Here is a 16,056-nt window from a genome sequence, read left to right on the forward strand (position 1 = left end):
GCGCGCTTGTCCACAGGTCCTGTGGACATCTGCGGGGAAAACGCGTTGAGCGTTCAAAAAAACCGATACGAAACAACGGGGTGAACCGGCTGCGCGCCGCGGTGGCAGATCCGCTCGCGGCGGCGCGGTCGTTCGCGCTGTTGTTCGAATTCGCGAGGTATTGTACTGATTTGGGCTCGCACGGCAATTTGCACGGGGGATGGCTGGCCGAACGGACGAGTACGGTCCGCCCATCCGCCTTAAAAAAAAGCGGCCTTCATCAGGCCGCTTTCTCTCGCATCACTTGCGCTTGCTCTCCAACTCCTCCCACCGCTCCAGCGCAACGAGCAATTCCTCGTCGATCGCCGCATAGCGTTCAGTCAGGCGTGTGCCCTCCTGCGCGTCCTTCGCAAAGATCGACCCGTCCTCGATCTTCGCGCCGATCGTCTTCTGCTCCGTCTCCAGCGCCTCGATGCGCCTGGGCAGTTCCTCGAGCTCGCGCTGCTCCTTGAACGAAAGCTTCACGCTACGCTGGGCATTGCGTCCGGCCGCGCTCTCCTTGGGCGCGGCCACCGCAGCAGCGGCTTCCTTCGGCGCGCGCGCCTCGGCAATCTCCTGCGCGCGGGCGCTCTGCGTCTGCCAGTCCGTGAAGCCGCCCACGTACTCGCGCCAGCGCCCTTCGCCCTCGGACGCGATCACCGAAGTCACCACGTTGTCGAGAAACGCGCGGTCGTGGGAGACGAGCAGCACGGTGCCGTCGTAGTCGGTGAGCAACTCTTCGAGCAGTTCGAGCGTCGGGATGTCGAGGTCGTTGGTCGGTTCGTCGAGCACGAGCACGTTCGCGGGCCGCGCGAACAAACGCGCGAGCAGCAGGCGATTGCGCTCGCCGCCCGAAAGCGACTTCACGGGCGAGCGAGCCCGCTCGGGCGCGAACAGGAAGTCGCCGAGATAGCTCATCACGTGCTTCTTCGCGCCGTTGATCTCGACCCAGTCGCTGCCGGGGCTGATGGTATCGGAGAGGCTCTTTTCCATGTCGAGCTGCGCGCGCATCTGGTCGAAGTACGCGACCTGCAGGTTCGTGCCCACGCGCACCGTGCCTTCGTCGGGCTTCAACTCGCCGAGAATCAGCTTCAGCAGCGTGGTCTTGCCCGCACCGTTTGGACCGACGAAGCCGATCTTGTCGCCGCGCATGACCGTCGACGAGAAGGTATCGACGATCGTGCGGCCGCCATAGCGCTTGGTCACGTCGGTAAGTTCGGCGACGATCTTGCCGGACTTCTCGCCTTGCGCCACGTCGAGCTTCACGTTGCCCTGCACGTTGCGGCGCTCGGCGTGCTCGTTGCGCATCTGCACGAGGCGCGCGATGCGCCCGACGCTGCGCGTGCGGCGCGCCTCCACGCCCTTGCGGATCCACACTTCTTCCTGCGCGAGCAGCTTGTCGAACTTCTCGCTCTCCACGCGCTCGACTTCGAGCTGCTGCGCCTTGCGCTCCTGGTACTGCGAGAAGTTGCCCGGATACGAAAGCAGCTTGCCGCGATCGAGTTCGACGATGCGCGTGGCCACGCGGTCGAGAAACGCGCGGTCGTGGGTGATGAAAAGCAGGCTCGAACGCTGCGTCACGAGCAGTTCCTCGAGCCAGCGGATGCCGTCGAAGTCGAGGTGGTTGGTCGGTTCGTCGAGCAGCAGGATATCGGGCTGCACGACGAGCGCGCGCGCGAGCGCCACGCGCTTTTGCATACCGCCCGAGAGCGAGCCCACGCGGGCGTCGCCGTCGAGGCCGATCTGCGCGAGCGTCGTGGCCACGCGCGTGCGCCAGCTCCAGGCGTCGGCGTGATCGAGCGACGACTGCAGCGTGTTCATGCGTGCGAGCAGCGCGTCGTGTTCCGCGCCTTCGGGCGTGTCCGCGAGCTTGTGCGCGACCGTGTCGTATTCGTCGAGCAGTGCGCGCACGTCGGCGAGGCCCGAGGCGACGGTATCGAACACCGTGGCCTCGGCGTCGAAGTCGGGCTCCTGCGGCACGTAGACGGTCGAAAGCGTCTGCTGGCGTGTGACGAGGCCGTCGTCGGGCTTCGCGAGATCGGCGACGATCGTGAGCAGCGACGACTTGCCCGCGCCGTTGCGGCCAATCAGCCCAACGCGCTCGCCGGCTTCAAGCGAAAAGTCCGCGTGGTCGAGCAGCGCGACGTGGCCGAACGCCAGTTGCGCGTCTGTGATGGTGTAAAGCGACATGGATGGAATGCGATGCGTGCGGTGGACCTGAAGGGGCCATTGTACCGGGCCGCGTAGGTCGGGCCGCGTAGGTCGGGCCGCGTAGGTCGGGCCGCGTAGGCCGGGCCGCGTAGGTCGGGCCGCGTAGGTCGGACCGCGTAGGTCGGGCCTCTGCGTTTAGCGCCCCTTTAGCGCAGCGGCGCGCGAGCCGTTTTCCGGTAACATCGCGGGTCGCCCGCGCAGGCCCGCCTCGTACATAAAGGGCCGCATGACGGGCCGCGCATCGAATCGACTAGACGAAGGACACGCTGTGAGTGAAGTAATCGAGTACAAGAGCTGGGTCTGCCTGATCTGCGGCTGGATCTACAACGAGGAAGAAGGTTTGCCCGACGAAGGCATTGCCGCCGGCACGCGCTTTGCCGAGATTCCCGACGACTGGCGCTGCCCGCTGTGCGACGTGGGCAAGGCGGAATTCGCCGTCGTCGAGTTCTGATTGCGACGACTCGCGGGCAAGCGATAAAACGTCGTGCTATCGACGCAACGCCGGAGCTGAAGGGGCGTCATTTTCGCGCCCGAACACGTTTGCTATACTCTTGGCCCTGTGCCGCGAAATAGCTCGGACCCGCAAGGGCGAACCGCTTCGCGCGCCGCTCCGCGCCATGACGGGTCACTTGGGAAACATGGCGATCGAACGGAGCCATGCTCGACCTCGCGCTCCCTGTAGTTCAATGGATAGAACAAGTGCCTCCTAAGCGCTAGATGCAGGTTCGATTCCTGCCAGGGGGACCAGCGCTCGGCCACGCCGAGCCGCGGAGGTCGGGCCGCGAAGGCCGGGCCGCGAAAGCCGCAACCGGTTCGCAGGTCCCGTCCCGTCTCTTTCTCGCACTCGCGCCCCCCTCTTTCCCGAGCAGATTTTCTATGGACATCAACAAGCAAGTCGCCGCCCTTACCGCCTCCGAACTGCAGACGGCAGGAGCCAGCCAGGCCACCGCCATCGCCGTCAGCGTGCTGCTGCGCCACCTCAATTCGCCCGAACTCGCCCGCCAACTGGGTGCGGCGTTCGAGAACCACCAGGCCGTGATGCTGCAAACGCCCTGGCCCGAGCAGATGCTGAACTCGTTCGAAGCGACGCGGCGTTTCTTCGAAGGCGCGGCCCAGGTGCAAGGCGCGACGCCGCCGGTTGCCGAATAAATCGCATCGGACGGGCTAGTTAGGGGTAAGTACTGAGTCAACTCCCCCTAAAGAAGGGAAAAATAGTGCCGTAATGGCCTTCATGGACACCACGCGTCCCCTCCCCGCCGGCCATATGATGTCGACCCTCATCGACCAGGACATCGCGCACATTCGTCGCGTGATGCCCCTGTCGCTCGCCGGCGACTTCGGCGGTCCGATTCTCCCCGCGAACTACTGGCGCCAGCGGCTGCACCGCCTGCTCGACACCGGTCACGTGAACAAGGGCCAGTTGTGTGAAATCGACAGCCTGCTGCTCATCCTCGATCTGCACGAACTGAACGTCGCCTCGGCCTCCGCGGCCCTCGCGAAGCAGGCGAACGCCGGCCCGCAACACTCCTGACTTCTCCTTGAATTCGACGCTCGCACGTGCAGGCATTCGCCGGCGGCGCTCGTCTACGCACGCCCATCGGGAATTCCTGGTGCCGCGGGTCGACCATCGGTCATAATGTCCGCAAAAATACCCTAACGAGGACTCCGTGCTCACGGCCGAACCGAGAGACCTGCTCCAGCAGGCACGCAAGCGTTTCACGCAACAGCAGATCGCCACACACGTCGGCCGCGACGTGAAGACCGTGCGACGTTGGGAAAAGGGCGAAACGCCCTGCCCCGCGATGCTCGAAGCCGCACTGCGCGAGCTGCTGCAAGGCGGCACTCACGCCAATGGCGCAGCGGCGCGCTTTCGCTTCATCGACCTGTTCGCCGGCATTGGCGGCATCCGCAAGGGTTTCGAGGCACACGGCGGCGAGTGCGTCTTCACGAGCGAATGGAATCCGTTCTCGCGCAAGACCTATCTGGAAAACTACGGCGAGGATCATCCGTTCATCGGCGACATTACGGCCGTGGACGCCGCCGACGTACCCGATCACGACGTCCTGCTCGCGGGCTTTCCGTGCCAGCCGTTCTCGATCGCGGGCGTGAGCAAGAAAAACGCGCTCGGCCGTCCGCACGGCTTTGCCTGCACCACGCAGGGCACGCTGTTCTTCGACGTCGCGCGCATCATCGCCGAGAAGCGGCCCGCTGCGTTTTTGCTCGAGAACGTGAAGAACCTGGTCTCGCACGACCGTGGCCGCACCTTCGACGTGATCCTCCAGGTGCTGCGCGACGAGCTTGGCTATGACGTGCACTATCGCGTGATCGACGGACGCCATTTCACGCCGCAGCATCGCGAACGCATCATCATCGTCGGTTTTCGCGAGCCGGCGGCGTTCTCATGGGACGCGCTCGCGCTGCCGCAAGAAGGCCCGCGGCTCGCCTCGATACTGCACCGCACCGACGGCTGCGAGCCGCTGCTGCCCTGGGACGGCGAGCGCTTCTTCGATCACGGCGAGCGCCGCGTGCAGCCGAAGTACACGCTCACGCCGGGGCTCTGGGCCTATCTGCAGCAATACGCCGAGAAGCACCGCGCGGCCGGCAACGGCTTCGGCTACGGCCTCGCGTTTCCCGACAGCGTCACGCGCACGCTTTCTGCGCGCTATCACAAGGACGGCTCGGAGATCCTCGTCTATCAAGGCGAAGGATTGCGCCCGCGCCGCCTCACGCCGCGCGAGTGCGCGCGGCTGATGGGCCTGCCCGACACCTTCCGCATTCCGGTGAGCGACACCCAGGCGTACCGTCAGTTCGGCAATAGCGTGGTGATGCCGGTGATGCGCGAAGTCGCGCGCACGATGATGCCGCATCTCGATGCGCTGCTGGCCACGCAGCACGAAGCACTCCCTGCGGATGCGACGACGGTTCCCGCCGTTGCGCACACAACGCGCACCGCGCGCACGGTCCGCACATCGCGCACCACGCGCAACGCGGCCCCGGCCACGGCGGGAGGCCGCTGACCCGCGCGCGCCGCGGCCAACCGAAGCGAGGCGACAGACGATGGTGGACGTCGTCGATACCGCGACGCGCAGCCGGATGATGTCCGGCATACGCGCTCGCAACACGAAGCCCGAAAAGCTGATCCGCAGTCTGCTGCATCGGCGCGGCTTTCGCTTTCGCCTGAACGTGCGCGAGCTGCCCGGCCGGCCCGACATCGTGCTGCCGCGCCGGCGCGCCGTGGTGTTCGTCCACGGCTGCTTCTGGCACGGCCATAACTGCGCGCTCTTCAAGTGGCCGCAAACGCGCCCCGAGTTCTGGCGCGAGAAGATCGCGCGCAACCGTCTGAACGACGCCAAAGCACTCGCCGCGCTCGCAGCCCAGGGCTGGCGCGTGGCGGTGGTCTGGGAATGCGCGTTGCGTGGCGCGCAGCACGATCCGCAGGCGGTCGTCGAGCGCCTTGCCGCGTGGCTCGAAGACGAGTCGTCGGCCTGGTTCGAGGCGCGCTCGTAACCTGCCCTCGCCAAACGCCGCAAGAAGCGCGGCGTCCAGCGATGTGCCGCGCATCTCATGCTGCGAAGCTGGCCCTGCTTGAGCAGCCCGCAGTGATAAACTCAATCGAGCGGCTGCGCACCCACCTTCACGCGTCACACGTGCTGGCGCAACCGCCCCACGATCCCAAGCGAAGGAGACACCCGATGGCTGATTTCCGACTTTGGTCCGATGACTTTCCCAGCAACGGTTTCATGCCGAAGGCGCAGGAGTTCGACGACCGGGCCTTCGGTGTCGACGGCGACAACGTCTCGCCCGCGCTGCAGTGGGACGAGCCGCCCGCCGACACGCAAAGCTTCGCGCTCACCGTCTACGATCCGGACGCGCCCACGGGCAGCGGCTTCTGGCACTGGGTCGTGGTGAACATTCCGCCCGACGTGCGCTCGCTCGCCCGCAACGCTGGCAAGGCCGACGGCAGCCTGCTCCCGCAAGGCGCCGTGCAGGTGCGCAACGACTATGGCACGGTCGGCTTCGGCGGCGCGGCGCCCCCGCGCGGCGACAAACCCCATCGCTACATCTACCGCGTGCATGCGCTCAAGGCGGCGCAACTGCCCGTCACGCCGGAAACGACGAACGCGGTGGCGCGCTTCATGACGCATCTGAACGAGGTGGATTCGACCACTTACGTCGGGCTCTATGAACTGAAATAAGCCGCCAGAGAACGCCAGATAACACCAGAAAACAAGGTCCAGCCGGCGGCGCGCGCCCATCGCGCGCCGCCTCTCCCGTCGATGCCCACGCTTTCCGAACGCTCCGCCAATCCCACCGCCGACATCGAATCCGGCCTGCCCTTCCCACAGCGTTACTACGCGATCCTCGTGGTCGCGCTCGGCATCACGCTCGCCGTGCTCGACGGCGCGATCGCCAATGTCGCGTTGCCGACCATCGCGCGGCATCTTCATGCGAGCGCGGCCAGCTCGATCTGGATCGTCAACGCGTATCAGCTTTCGGTGACCATCTCGCTCTTGCCGCTCGCCTCGCTTGGCGACCGCATCGGCTACAAGCGCGTGTATCTGGCCGGCATGGTGCTCTTCACCGTCGCGTCGCTCGGCTGCGCGCTGGCGACCACGCTGCCCGAACTCGCGTTCGCACGCATGGTGCAGGGCTTCGGCGGCGCGGGGATCATGAGCGTGAACACCGCGCTCGTACGCATGATCTATCCGCGCGCGCAGCTCGGTCGCGGCGTCTCCATCAACGCGATGGTCGTCGCGATCGCCTCGGCGGTCGGGCCGACGCTGGCCTCGGGCGTGCTCGCCATCGCGCCGTGGCCCTGGCTCTTTGCGATCAACGTACCGATCGGCATCGCCGCGCTCGCGCTGGGTCAGCGCGCGCTGCCCGTGAACGAGCGGCATCCCGCACCCTACGACTATTTGAGCGCCGTACTCAACGCCATCGTGTTCGGCCTCCTGATCTTTGCCGTCGATGGCCTCGGCCACGGCGAGAGCAATCGCCTCGTCGCGCTCGAATTCGTGCTCGCGATCGTGATCGGCTGGTTCTTCGTGCGCCGCCAGCTCACGCAGGCCGCGCCGCTCTTGCCCGTCGATCTGCTCGCCAACCCCGTCTTCGCGCTGTCGATCAGCACCTCGGTCTGCTCGTTCTGCGCGCAAATGCTCGCGTTCGTGGCGCTGCCCTTCATGCTGCAGGAGACCTTCGGTTTCTCGCAGGTCGACACGGGCCTCCTCATGACCCCCTGGCCGCTCGTCATCATCGGCGCCGCGCCGCTCTCGGGTGCACTTTCCGACCGCTATCCAGCGGGCATGCTCGGCGGCATCGGACTCGCGCTCTTCGCACTCGGCCTGCTCTCGCTCGCCACGCTCGGCGCGCATCCCACGGTGTTCGATATCTGCTGGCGCATGGCGTTGTGCGGCGTGGGCTTCGGCGTGTTCCAGTCGCCCAACAACCGGCAGATCCTCTCTTCCGCGCCGCGCGAGCGCAGCGGCGGCGCGAGCGGCATGCTCGGCACCGCGCGCCTCACCGGGCAGACGCTCGGCGCGGCGCTCGTGGCGCTCATCTTCGGCGTTGCACCGCAACACGGGCCGACCATGGCGCTCTACGTGGCGACGGCCTTCGCCGCCGTCGCGGCAGTAGTGAGCCTGCTGCGGCTGATGCCGGGCACCGCGGCGCAGACGCCAGGCTAAAAGCGGCCTAACCCTGCGCGTGCGCAGGCACTAACATGGATTCAGGGCGAGCCGCATTCGCGGCCGCGCCCGGCGAGTCAACCTGCCGGATCCGGCAAAGGGGGCTTCCCATGTCACTGATCGTCGCCGGTCGATTCACGACCTTTCCCGCCGCCGAAGCCGCCGCCGAAAAGCTGTATGCGGGCGGCTTCCTCGAAGAAGACGTCAATCTGTTCTTCGTCAATCCGCGCGGCCAGCATGCGCGCCACGGCGTCCACGGGACGGCCATGGGCGCACCGCCCACGGTCATCGCAGCGCCCCCGCATCACACCCGCAATATCACTGCCGGAGCCGTGGCGGGCGCCGTGGTGGGCGTGGTGATTTTCAGCGCGTTCTCGGCTGCGCTGCCGTCGGTTGTGATCGCGGCCGGCGTGGGCGCCTGGATCGGGGCGCGCATCGGCGCGAGCGTGGGGGCGAAAGCCGCTGCGCAGCAGATGTCGGTGCACCACGAGAGGGTGCATCGCGAGACGCGCAGCGACGGCGTTTTGCTGTCGGTGCACGTCTGCTACGAGAACCAGGATCTCGCCGCGCAGTTGCTGCGAGACGGTGGCGCCGCCGATATCGAGTGCGCCTCGGGCCAATGGCACGACGGACACTGGGCCGATTTCGATCCGACCCGCCCGCCGATGCCGTTCGCCGCGCCGAGCGGCCAGCGAGTCTGAGCGCGCGCCGCGTATGCATCACGCGGACGCAAAAAAACGCGGCGGCCCAAGAGCCGCCGCGTGGATCCATTTGCGTCGAGAGAACGTTAGACGGCCAGGGGCGGCACGCACGCCGCCTCGCCTCTCACCGATGCCTCGCTACGCGCGCGCGGCACCCTGCGCCTGTTCGGGCGCGCTCGTTTGCACGGAAGCTTTTCCCGCCGGCACGGCGTTGCGCGCCCTGGCCGTGACCGAAGCCGCCGTCGCGACGCTGCGAAGGTCGGCGAGGAACGTATCGCGCCATACCGAGAGATTGCTCTCGCGCAGCGACGCCATCATGTCGTTGTAGCGCGAGACGCGCTCGGCGTGCGGCATCGAGAGCGCACGCTCCAAGGCCTCGGCCGTCTGGTTCAGGTCGTACGGATTCACGACCAGCGCGCCGGGCATTTGCTCCGCCGCGCCCGCGAACTGCGAAAGCACCAGCACGCCGGGATCGTCGGGATTCTGCGAAGCGACGTATTCCTTCGCCACGAGGTTCATGCCGTCGCGCAGCGGCGCCACGTAGCCCACCTGCGCCTCGCGGAATAGCGCCATCAGCAGGTTGCGCTCGTACTTGCGGTTCAGGTACTGGATCGGCGTCCAGTCGAGCTGGGCGAAACGGCCGTTGATACGGCCCGCCTCGCCTTCGAGGTTGCGGCGGATCGTCTGGTAGGTCTGCACGTCGGAGCGCGTTGGCGGCGCGATCTGCAAGAGCGAGACGCGGCCATGCCAGCCCGGCCCGTTCTGCAGCAGGCGCTCGAACGCCTGGAAGCGCTCGGCGAGCCCCTTCGAATAATCGAGCCGGTCCACGCTCATGATCAGCTTGCGTCCGCGCATGGCTTCGCGCAGGCTGCGCACGGCCTTGCGGTCGGAGTACTGCGACGAGGCTTTGGCAATGGCGTCCGGATAGATGCCGATGGGGTACGCCCCGACCTTCAGGAAGCGGTCCCACGCGTGGACCATGCCGTCGTCGCTTGCCGTGCCATGGCCACCGCGCTCGACGTAGTCGAGAAAGGCCTGGCGGTCGGCGTCGGTCTGGAAGCCGACCACGTCGTAGTGGCACATGAACTTCATGAGTTCTTCGTGCGGCGGCACCGAGCGCATGACTTCGGGCACCGGCAGCGGAATGTGCAGGAAGAAGCCGATCGGGTTCTTCACCCCGAGATCGCGCAGGCAGCGCGCGAACGGAATCAAGTGATAGTCGTGCACCCAGATGATGTCGTCGGGCTCGATGAGCGGCTGCAACTGGCGCGCGAGCGACACGTTCACGCGCAGGTAGCCGCCGTACTCCTGGCGCTCGTAGCGCGCGAGGTCGTTGCGGTAGTGGAACGTCGGCCAGAGGGTCGTATTCGAGAAGCCCTTGTAGTACTGGTCATAGTCACGCCGGGTAAGACCCACCGTCGCATAGGTGACGCTGCCCTGCTGCTCGATGACCGGTGCGGACGGCTCCGCGACGGTCTCGCCGCTCCACCCGAACCACACACCGCCGGTTTCCTTGAGCGCGTCCAATACGCCGACTGCGAGCCCGCCCGCTGCGGGACGGCCCTCCTGGGTCGGCGCTACGCGATTCGATACCACGATCAGTCTGCCCATTGCGGCTCTACCTCCTGTTTCGTTGGGTCCGAAGACAATGCTTCAGGTACGTACGCAAGACGCGTGCCGGTTCGGCAGGGTCTGGAGCAAAAATCATTTCTCACAAACGACAGCGCGAGCAAATTCCGCGCGGCAAGCACGCAAGAGCGGAATAGCCCGGTGATCTGTCAGGCCGGGGAACCGGCCTGCAAACAGCGCGCGGCGAACTGCGGTTCGAAGCGGATCAGGCGTCCTGTTCCGAGCCGAGATCGCGCTGGTACTCGATGCCCTCAGCCCGCGCCCCGCCTTGGTTGTGCTCGCCGTCGGGCGGCACGCCAGGCACTGCGCGATTCTGGCCCGCGGGGTCCGGCGCGTCCGAGGGGGGAGGACTGCTCTTCTCTTGCGAATCGCGCGGGCCACGCTTGCCCGTGTAACGTGCGGAACGGCGCAAGGCAGGATGTCTCATGTCGATGCCTCCAGCGGAAGGCGGCCACGCGGCGGTGGTGTTTTTTTATAGTCTAGGGTTCGCCGCGTGAATTCGCCGGTAAAAATGGTGGAGCTTTTGTAACTAGTACATAAAAGCCGTCAGGATCAGCTGATGACTTTGGCAGGCCGTGCGAGCAGCGGCTCACGTGGCGGGCAATGCGCCACGCGAACGATGAAATCGAGAGGAGACCGAAGGGTCGAATGGAGACGCCGTGTGCGGCACTTCACCCGGTTGCGGCGGCGGATCGCCGATGGGCGGCACGTCGGGCTCGCCGGGCTGATCCGGTGGCGGTTCGTCGGGCTGCGGGGTATGCGCGAGCCAGGGCTTCACGCGGACGGCATCACTGGATTTGCAGCTCGGCATCTTTCGCTCCTCATCATGGACGCGAAACTCACACTGCAAGCGTCGTACCGCCCGTGCGTGCGCGCCACGCGCCGCACTCGCGAATGCTGCTCAGGCGCCAGCTACGCGCGCGGGCGCATCGCCCTTGCCGGCGCTTTCGTTGCCGTACTCCACAAGACGGTTATAGAGCGTCTTCAGGCTGATGCCGAGGATTTCCGCCGCACGCGTCTTCACGCCGCCGCACTGTTCGAGCGTCGCGAGAATGAGCTGGCGATCGGCGTCGGCGAGCGAGGTGCCGAACGGGATCGTCACCGCAGTGCCCGCAATCGGCTTCGAGAGCGAGATCTGCAGCGGCACCGTGGCCGTGAAATCGCCGTCGTTGCCCGCCATGATGTGCGCACGCTGCACGTAGTTCTTCAGCTCGCGCACATTGCCGGGCCACGGGTAAGCCGCCAGCATGTCGCGCACCGCAGCGGGAAACTGCTTTTTCGTGCCGTGACGCTCGTTCAACTCGTCCAGAAACGCCTGGGCGAGCAGTTCGACGTCCTTGCCGCGCTCGCGCAGCGGCGGCAGGCTGATCGGAAACACGTTCAGGCGGTGATAAAGGTCCAGACGAAGCTTGCCTTCGGCTACGGCCTGCTCAGGATCGCGGTTGGTCGCCGCGATCAGGCGCACATCGGTCTCGATTTCCTTGGTCGTGCCCACGCGCATGAACATGCCGGTTTCGAGCACACGCAGCAGCTTCACCTGCAGCTCGATCGGCATTTCGGTGATTTCGTCGAGGAACAGCGTGCCGCCGTTCGCGCGCTCGAAATAGCCCTTGTGCTGCCGGTCGGCGCCCGTGAACGAGCCACGCTCGTGACCGAACATCTCGGACTCGATCAGATTCGGCGAGATCGCGCCGCAGTTCACCGCGAGGAATTCGTGCTTGCGGCGCAGGCTCAACTGGTGGATGGTCTGCGCGGCCACTTCCTTGCCAGTGCCCGATTCGCCCACCAGCATGACCGAGGCGGGCGTAGGCGCGACCCGGCTGATCTGGTCATAGACCTCCTGCATGGTCGGCGCATTGCCGAGCATCAGACCGAAGCGCCCCATGCGGCGCAACTCGCCGCGCAGCGTGCCGATTTCGGCCTTGAGGTCGCCCGCGCGCGGCAGGCGGTTCAGGATGGCCTTCACGCGCTGGAGGTTGATAGGCTTGACCAGGTAATCGATCGCACCGGATTTGAGCGCATCGACGGCCGTCTCGACCGTCGCGTGCCCGGTAATGACCACGAGTTCCACGCCCGAGCGCGGGTCGAGATCCTCGAAAAGGTCGGTGCCACTGCCGTCGGGCAGCTTCAGGTCGGTGAAGACCACGTCCGGCGTCTGCCGCACGAGCTGAATGCGCGCCTCGCGCAGGTCGCCTGCCTGCGCGGTGGTGAGCCCGTCTTCGCTCACCACGGCCGCTAGCGCCTCGCGGGTTTCCGCATCGTCATCGACAATCAATACATGTGGCATCGCGTCTCGTCAGCCTTGATAGGTGAATGGCTCCAAAGCGCGAGCGCCGCGCCCTTCGCAAGCGCGCCGGACAACGTTGCCCGGCACCGCGGAAGTCGCGACGCACGTTATTGCGCTGCAGTGGAGTACGAAACGGTCGGACGCACGCCCAAGACGGCAAAAGCCTGAATATGCGCGGTTTTGCTACATCTGAGCAACAATACCGTCAGTCGCGGGCCGCCCGAACCTCGATTGTTGTTAATATGACTATTATAGACTTATTCGAGACAAGCGGGCACGGCTCTCGCGTGGCTCCGGCCGCGCCCACCTAGCTGCGCGGAAACGGCCACGGCATGCCAGCCGCGCCATCTGCTCCGTTCACGCCATTCGTCATCCGGCCCTTCACGCCATGTACCGGTGAGTCCGATGCGCCCCCGGCGATGGCCATTTCCGGGCCGTTGTTGCCCGTGGTATCGGCAAGCGAACCGCCTTCGCCTTCCCAGCGGCTCAGATCGCGATAAAAAGTTTGCCGTTGCATGCGATGACGCTGCGAGAAACGCCAGGCCAGCATGCCCGCCATGGCGCCAAGCGCGCCGACGGTCACCAAGGTCCCTACCAAACCGCTGCGGTTCTTCGACATATCGCTCTCTCCCAGATACGCCTCGTCAAAGACGGAAGACGCGAGTTGACTCAAATTGATCCGAATGGCATCGCCAGGCGTGGCCTATGCGCCGCCCCTACCAACGCAGACGGCGCCGGGCGCCCCAAGTTCCGCAGCAGGATGCGTGCCACGCTCGCTCGCGTTTGCCTGGGCAGGTCCATTGCCCTGTCATGCGCGGCAGTGGTTAAATGCTTACGCGTTAACGAGCAAACCTCGAAGATGCACACCTCGCGGCCGTCGGAGCGGCAAGTTCCGCACCTGTCTTGGACGGCCAGCCCCGGATCGCAGGGCCTGTTCGACGATACGCGCAGAAGCACGCCGATGCGCGCAGAAGCGAACGCCCCGCACTACCTTTGCAGGACGAACATCCCTATGGCGTCAATCGAGCCGGGCTCGCCGGCCGCCACAAAACGAAACAGCGGAAACACCGGAAATACCGCACCGGACGCGGATGCGCGCGTCGCGGGATTGCAGTCGTACGGTCTGCTGTACGGCTCGTCGGCCGTCATGCTGGATCTTTATGCGCAGATCGAGCGCGTAGCCGTGACCGAGGCTACGGCACTCATCGTCGGCGAATCGGGCACGGGCAAGGAGCTGATCGCCCGCACGATCCACGCGCACAGCGAACGCCGCGACGGTCCGTTCATCGCCGTCAACTGCGGCGCGATTCCCGACGAGCTGATCGAGGCGGAGTTGTTCGGTCACGAAAAAGGCAGCTTCACGGGCGCCGTGCAGGCGCGCGACGGCCACTTCGAACATGCGCGCGGCGGCACGCTGTTCCTCGACGAAATCACCGAGATGTCACTGCTGCATCAGGTGAAGCTGCTACGCGCGCTCGAAACCGGCGAGTACTTTCCGGTAGGCGGCAACGAGGCGATTCGCGGCGACGTGCGCATCATCGCCGCCACCAACCGCGACCCCTTGACGGCCGTGAAGGAAAACTGCCTGCGCGAGGACCTGATGTACCGGCTCGCCGTGTTTCCGCTGCGCGCACCGCCGCTGCGCGAACGTGAGCGCGACCGCGAACTGCTCGCGCAGCATTTCCTGACCGAACTGAACGACCAGGAAGGCTCGCAAAAGGCGTTCAGCAAGCGCGCGCTCGAAACCGTGCGTAACTGGTCGTGGCCCGGCAACGTGCGCGAACTGAAAAACGCCGTGTACCGCGCGTTCATCCTCGCGGAAAAGGTCGTGGAGATCGCGCATCCGCAACTGGTGCCGCGCGTGAAGAAGCCCGTCACCCAGGGCGACGCCATGAGCGTCTGGATCGGCACACCGCTCGCCGATGCGCAGAAGCAGATCATTCTCGGCACGCTCAAATACTGCGGCGGCGACAAACGTCTCGCGGCGCGCACGCTCGGCGTGAGCCTCAAGACCCTCTACAACCGGCTCGGCAGCTACGGCGCCGACGATGGCGAAGCCGAAGCGCCCACCGACCCGGACACGAACGAAGCCTGACTCCCCTCCCCACGCCTCACCGCGGCGCGCTCGTTGCGCGGCAAGGCCGGGGCTGCGCGGCAAGCCAATCAAAGATCGGCCTGCCGTGCACGCCCTTTTGCAAATTCTTGCACTTTACCTATCCCCGTAAGCAATTCCGTGCTGCACAATCCGCAGCACGTTAAGTAAGCAAAACATGCTGGATATCCGCGCAACGCGGCGCTATCCGGCTAGCGGCAGGGAATCATCATGCAAGAACGAAGTGCTCGGGCGCGCGTTGCGCCATCGGTGTCAGAGGCTGTCCTGGAAACGATTGCCGGTGTGCCCCCGCTCCCCTGTGCTCTTCCCCGTTGGCGACGCGTCATGTCGTTCACGCTGCTCGCCACGGTAGCGAGCCTCGCGTGCTCGGCCTGCAGCTCGCTCTACTCCGAAGGCGCGCAAACGGGCGCCGGTATTGCCGGCGCCGCGGTCGCCTCGAAAGTGACGAGCAACGCCGCCGTGGCGACCGGCATCGGCCTGGGCGCCGTGGCCGCGGCGAAGGCCGGCGTGCAGTACTCCGAGCGCGTCGTGCACACCAACACCCAGAACAGCATCGCCCGCGCGGCGGGCCCGCTCGAAGTCGGCGCGGTCGCGCCATGGTCGATCACGCACTCGTTCCCGATCGAGGACGACGAGCACGGCCGCGTCACGGTGAGCCGCACGATCAGCAGCGGTGCGCTCGACTGCAAGGAGATCGTGTTCTCCGTCGACCACGAGGCCACGAAGGACAAGTCCGCCTCGAGCGCCTTCTTCGTCGCTTCGGTGTGCCGTGACGGCGACAACTGGAAGTGGGCCTCGGCCGAACCCGCCACGGCGCGTTGGGGTGCGCTGCAATGAATGGCATGAACGCGCGCGCGAAGCGCGCACGGCACGTTGCAAAGGATGCATCGACGGCTCGCCCCGTGAAGCTCATCGCACTGGCCGCGCTCTGCGCGGGCATCGCGCTCGCGGCGAGCGGCTGCTCGTCGATCGGCGCGGCGAGCGGCGCCGCTGCGGCCGCGGCCACCGGCATCGTCACGGCGAATCCTGCCGTGGGCATCGGCGTGGGCATTGCCGTGCAGGCGGCCACCGACGAAGCCGTCGGCCGCTTCATGAAGAGCATGCACGCGGACCAGCAGGCGCTGATTGCCAGGACGGCCGGGCGCCTGCCCGTGGGCGGCATGGACATCTGGCGCATCAAGCACGAGTTGCCCGTGGAGAACGGCCACGGCCAGGTGCGCGTGACGCGCGCGTTCGCCAACGCCCTCACGCTCTGCAAGGACTTCGTGTTCTCGGTGCAGGACGGCGAGAAAGCCGACGCGCCCGAGCAGTGGTTCGCCGCGAGCGCCTGTCAGGACCAGTCGGGCTGGAAGTGGGCCACGGCCGAGCCCGCGGTGGAGCGCTGGGGCACGCTCCAGTAATGTCATTCCTGAA

Annotated in this window: 17 protein-coding genes and 1 tRNA gene; 12 read left to right on the top strand and 6 right to left on the bottom strand. The window is 66.2% G+C overall.

Annotation, left to right across the window (positions count from 1 at the left end; all coding sequences use genetic code 11):
• Window positions 1–279: 279 nt before the first annotated feature.
• Window positions 280–2,208, bottom strand: a complete 1,929-nt coding sequence (locus tag M3I54_RS13535) for an ATP-binding cassette domain-containing protein (protein WP_254336610.1) — start codon at window positions 2,206–2,208, stop codon at window positions 280–282.
• Between the two features lie 247 nt (window positions 2,209–2,455).
• On the opposite strand from M3I54_RS13535, the gene M3I54_RS13540 reads away from it, so the two are divergent.
• The 9 genes from M3I54_RS13540 to M3I54_RS13580 all read left to right on the top strand — a co-directional run bounded on the left by M3I54_RS13540 (window position 2,456) and on the right by M3I54_RS13580 (window position 8,614).
• Window positions 2,456–2,680: a rubredoxin gene (locus M3I54_RS13540; protein WP_083245300.1), complete on the top strand. Its 225-nt coding sequence runs from the start codon at window positions 2,456–2,458 to the stop codon at window positions 2,678–2,680.
• Window positions 2,681–2,901: 221 nt separating this feature from the next.
• Window positions 2,902–2,976: transfer RNA gene (locus tag M3I54_RS13545), tRNA-Arg, on the top strand.
• Window positions 2,977–3,105: 129 nt separating this feature from the next.
• Window positions 3,106–3,378, top strand: a complete 273-nt coding sequence (locus tag M3I54_RS13550; protein ID WP_254336612.1) for a hypothetical protein — start codon at window positions 3,106–3,108, stop codon at window positions 3,376–3,378.
• A 73-nt stretch (window positions 3,379–3,451) separates the two neighbouring features.
• A complete protein-coding gene (locus M3I54_RS13555) occupies window positions 3,452–3,760 on the top strand; it encodes a hypothetical protein (RefSeq protein WP_375542140.1) in 309 nt (102 codons plus the stop codon).
• Window positions 3,761–3,896: 136 nt separating this feature from the next.
• Entirely contained in the window at window positions 3,897–5,246 is a 1,350-nt protein-coding gene (gene dcm, locus M3I54_RS13560) for a DNA (cytosine-5-)-methyltransferase (RefSeq protein WP_309249607.1), read from the top strand.
• Window positions 5,247–5,286: 40 nt separating this feature from the next.
• Complete coding sequence (locus M3I54_RS13565) at window positions 5,287–5,736, top strand: very short patch repair endonuclease (protein ID WP_254336614.1); 450 nt, start codon at window positions 5,287–5,289, stop codon at window positions 5,734–5,736.
• Between the two features lie 185 nt (window positions 5,737–5,921).
• On the top strand, window positions 5,922–6,425 hold the full coding sequence (locus tag M3I54_RS13570) for a YbhB/YbcL family Raf kinase inhibitor-like protein (protein WP_254336616.1): 504 nt from the start codon (window positions 5,922–5,924) through the stop codon (window positions 6,423–6,425).
• 81 nt (window positions 6,426–6,506) lie between these two features.
• Window positions 6,507–7,913 (top strand): MFS transporter, encoded by a 1,407-nt coding sequence (locus M3I54_RS13575; RefSeq protein WP_254336618.1) that lies wholly within the window; start codon window positions 6,507–6,509, stop codon window positions 7,911–7,913.
• Window positions 7,914–8,023: 110 nt separating this feature from the next.
• Window positions 8,024–8,614, top strand: a complete 591-nt coding sequence (locus tag M3I54_RS13580) for a hypothetical protein (RefSeq protein WP_254336620.1) — start codon at window positions 8,024–8,026, stop codon at window positions 8,612–8,614.
• A gap of 138 nt (window positions 8,615–8,752) precedes the next feature.
• Here the strand turns inward: M3I54_RS13580 and otsA are convergent, their stop codons facing one another.
• From otsA to M3I54_RS13605, 5 genes are all read right to left on the bottom strand, one after another.
• The gene (gene otsA / locus M3I54_RS13585) at window positions 8,753–10,225 is read right to left on the bottom strand and encodes an alpha,alpha-trehalose-phosphate synthase (UDP-forming) (protein ID WP_254336622.1); all 1,473 of its coding nucleotides are present in this window, start codon (window positions 10,223–10,225) and stop codon (window positions 8,753–8,755) included.
• 223 nt (window positions 10,226–10,448) lie between these two features.
• Complete coding sequence (locus M3I54_RS13590) at window positions 10,449–10,670, bottom strand: hypothetical protein (RefSeq protein ID WP_254336624.1); 222 nt, start codon at window positions 10,668–10,670, stop codon at window positions 10,449–10,451.
• A 162-nt stretch (window positions 10,671–10,832) separates the two neighbouring features.
• Entirely contained in the window at window positions 10,833–11,054 is a 222-nt protein-coding gene (locus tag M3I54_RS13595; protein ID WP_254336626.1) for a hypothetical protein, read from the bottom strand.
• A gap of 90 nt (window positions 11,055–11,144) precedes the next feature.
• Window positions 11,145–12,530: a sigma-54 dependent transcriptional regulator gene (locus tag M3I54_RS13600; protein WP_254336628.1), complete on the bottom strand. Its 1,386-nt coding sequence runs from the start codon at window positions 12,528–12,530 to the stop codon at window positions 11,145–11,147.
• 307 nt (window positions 12,531–12,837) lie between these two features.
• On the bottom strand, window positions 12,838–13,149 hold the full coding sequence (locus M3I54_RS13605; protein ID WP_254336630.1) for a hypothetical protein: 312 nt from the start codon (window positions 13,147–13,149) through the stop codon (window positions 12,838–12,840).
• A gap of 393 nt (window positions 13,150–13,542) precedes the next feature.
• On the opposite strand from M3I54_RS13605, the gene M3I54_RS13610 reads away from it, so the two are divergent.
• The 3 genes from M3I54_RS13610 (at window position 13,543) to M3I54_RS13620 (ending at window position 16,043) form a co-directional block, all read left to right on the top strand.
• On the top strand, window positions 13,543–14,625 hold the full coding sequence (locus M3I54_RS13610) for a sigma-54-dependent Fis family transcriptional regulator (protein WP_254336632.1): 1,083 nt from the start codon (window positions 13,543–13,545) through the stop codon (window positions 14,623–14,625).
• Window positions 14,626–14,967: 342 nt separating this feature from the next.
• The gene (locus M3I54_RS13615; protein WP_254336634.1) at window positions 14,968–15,480 is read left to right on the top strand and encodes a hypothetical protein; all 513 of its coding nucleotides are present in this window, start codon (window positions 14,968–14,970) and stop codon (window positions 15,478–15,480) included.
• 5 nt (window positions 15,481–15,485) lie between these two features.
• Window positions 15,486–16,043, top strand: a complete 558-nt coding sequence (locus tag M3I54_RS13620; protein ID WP_254336670.1) for a hypothetical protein — start codon at window positions 15,486–15,488, stop codon at window positions 16,041–16,043.
• Window positions 16,044–16,056: the final 13 nt, after the last annotated feature.

The sequence above is a fragment of the Paraburkholderia sp. CNPSo 3274 genome (genome assembly GCF_024206475.1).
Lineage (GTDB): Bacteria > Pseudomonadota > Gammaproteobacteria > Burkholderiales > Burkholderiaceae > Paraburkholderia.

Coding starts and splice junctions, on each gene's coding strand:
- M3I54_RS13615 (WP_254336634.1), top strand. CDS start 14,968: ATGTCGTTCACGCTGCTCGCCACGGTAGCGAGCCTCGCGTGCTCGGCC.
- otsA (WP_254336622.1), bottom strand. CDS start 10,225: ATGGGCAGACTGATCGTGGTATCGAATCGCGTAGCGCCGACCCAGGAG.
- M3I54_RS13570 (WP_254336616.1), top strand. CDS start 5,922: ATGGCTGATTTCCGACTTTGGTCCGATGACTTTCCCAGCAACGGTTTC.
- M3I54_RS13550 (WP_254336612.1), top strand. CDS start 3,106: ATGGACATCAACAAGCAAGTCGCCGCCCTTACCGCCTCCGAACTGCAG.
- M3I54_RS13620 (WP_254336670.1), top strand. CDS start 15,486: ATGAACGCGCGCGCGAAGCGCGCACGGCACGTTGCAAAGGATGCATCG.
- M3I54_RS13595 (WP_254336626.1), bottom strand. CDS start 11,054: ATGCCGAGCTGCAAATCCAGTGATGCCGTCCGCGTGAAGCCCTGGCTC.
- M3I54_RS13580 (WP_254336620.1), top strand. CDS start 8,024: ATGTCACTGATCGTCGCCGGTCGATTCACGACCTTTCCCGCCGCCGAA.
- M3I54_RS13610 (WP_254336632.1), top strand. CDS start 13,543: ATGGCGTCAATCGAGCCGGGCTCGCCGGCCGCCACAAAACGAAACAGC.
- M3I54_RS13600 (WP_254336628.1), bottom strand. CDS start 12,530: ATGCCACATGTATTGATTGTCGATGACGATGCGGAAACCCGCGAGGCG.
- M3I54_RS13540 (WP_083245300.1), top strand. CDS start 2,456: ATGACGGGCCGCGCATCGAATCGACTAGACGAAGGACACGCTGTGAGT.
- M3I54_RS13575 (WP_254336618.1), top strand. CDS start 6,507: ATGCCCACGCTTTCCGAACGCTCCGCCAATCCCACCGCCGACATCGAA.
- M3I54_RS13605 (WP_254336630.1), bottom strand. CDS start 13,149: ATGTCGAAGAACCGCAGCGGTTTGGTAGGGACCTTGGTGACCGTCGGC.
- M3I54_RS13535 (WP_254336610.1), bottom strand. CDS start 2,208: ATGTCGCTTTACACCATCACAGACGCGCAACTGGCGTTCGGCCACGTC.
- M3I54_RS13555 (WP_375542140.1), top strand. CDS start 3,452: ATGGCCTTCATGGACACCACGCGTCCCCTCCCCGCCGGCCATATGATG.
- M3I54_RS13565 (WP_254336614.1), top strand. CDS start 5,287: ATGGTGGACGTCGTCGATACCGCGACGCGCAGCCGGATGATGTCCGGC.
- M3I54_RS13590 (WP_254336624.1), bottom strand. CDS start 10,670: ATGAGACATCCTGCCTTGCGCCGTTCCGCACGTTACACGGGCAAGCGT.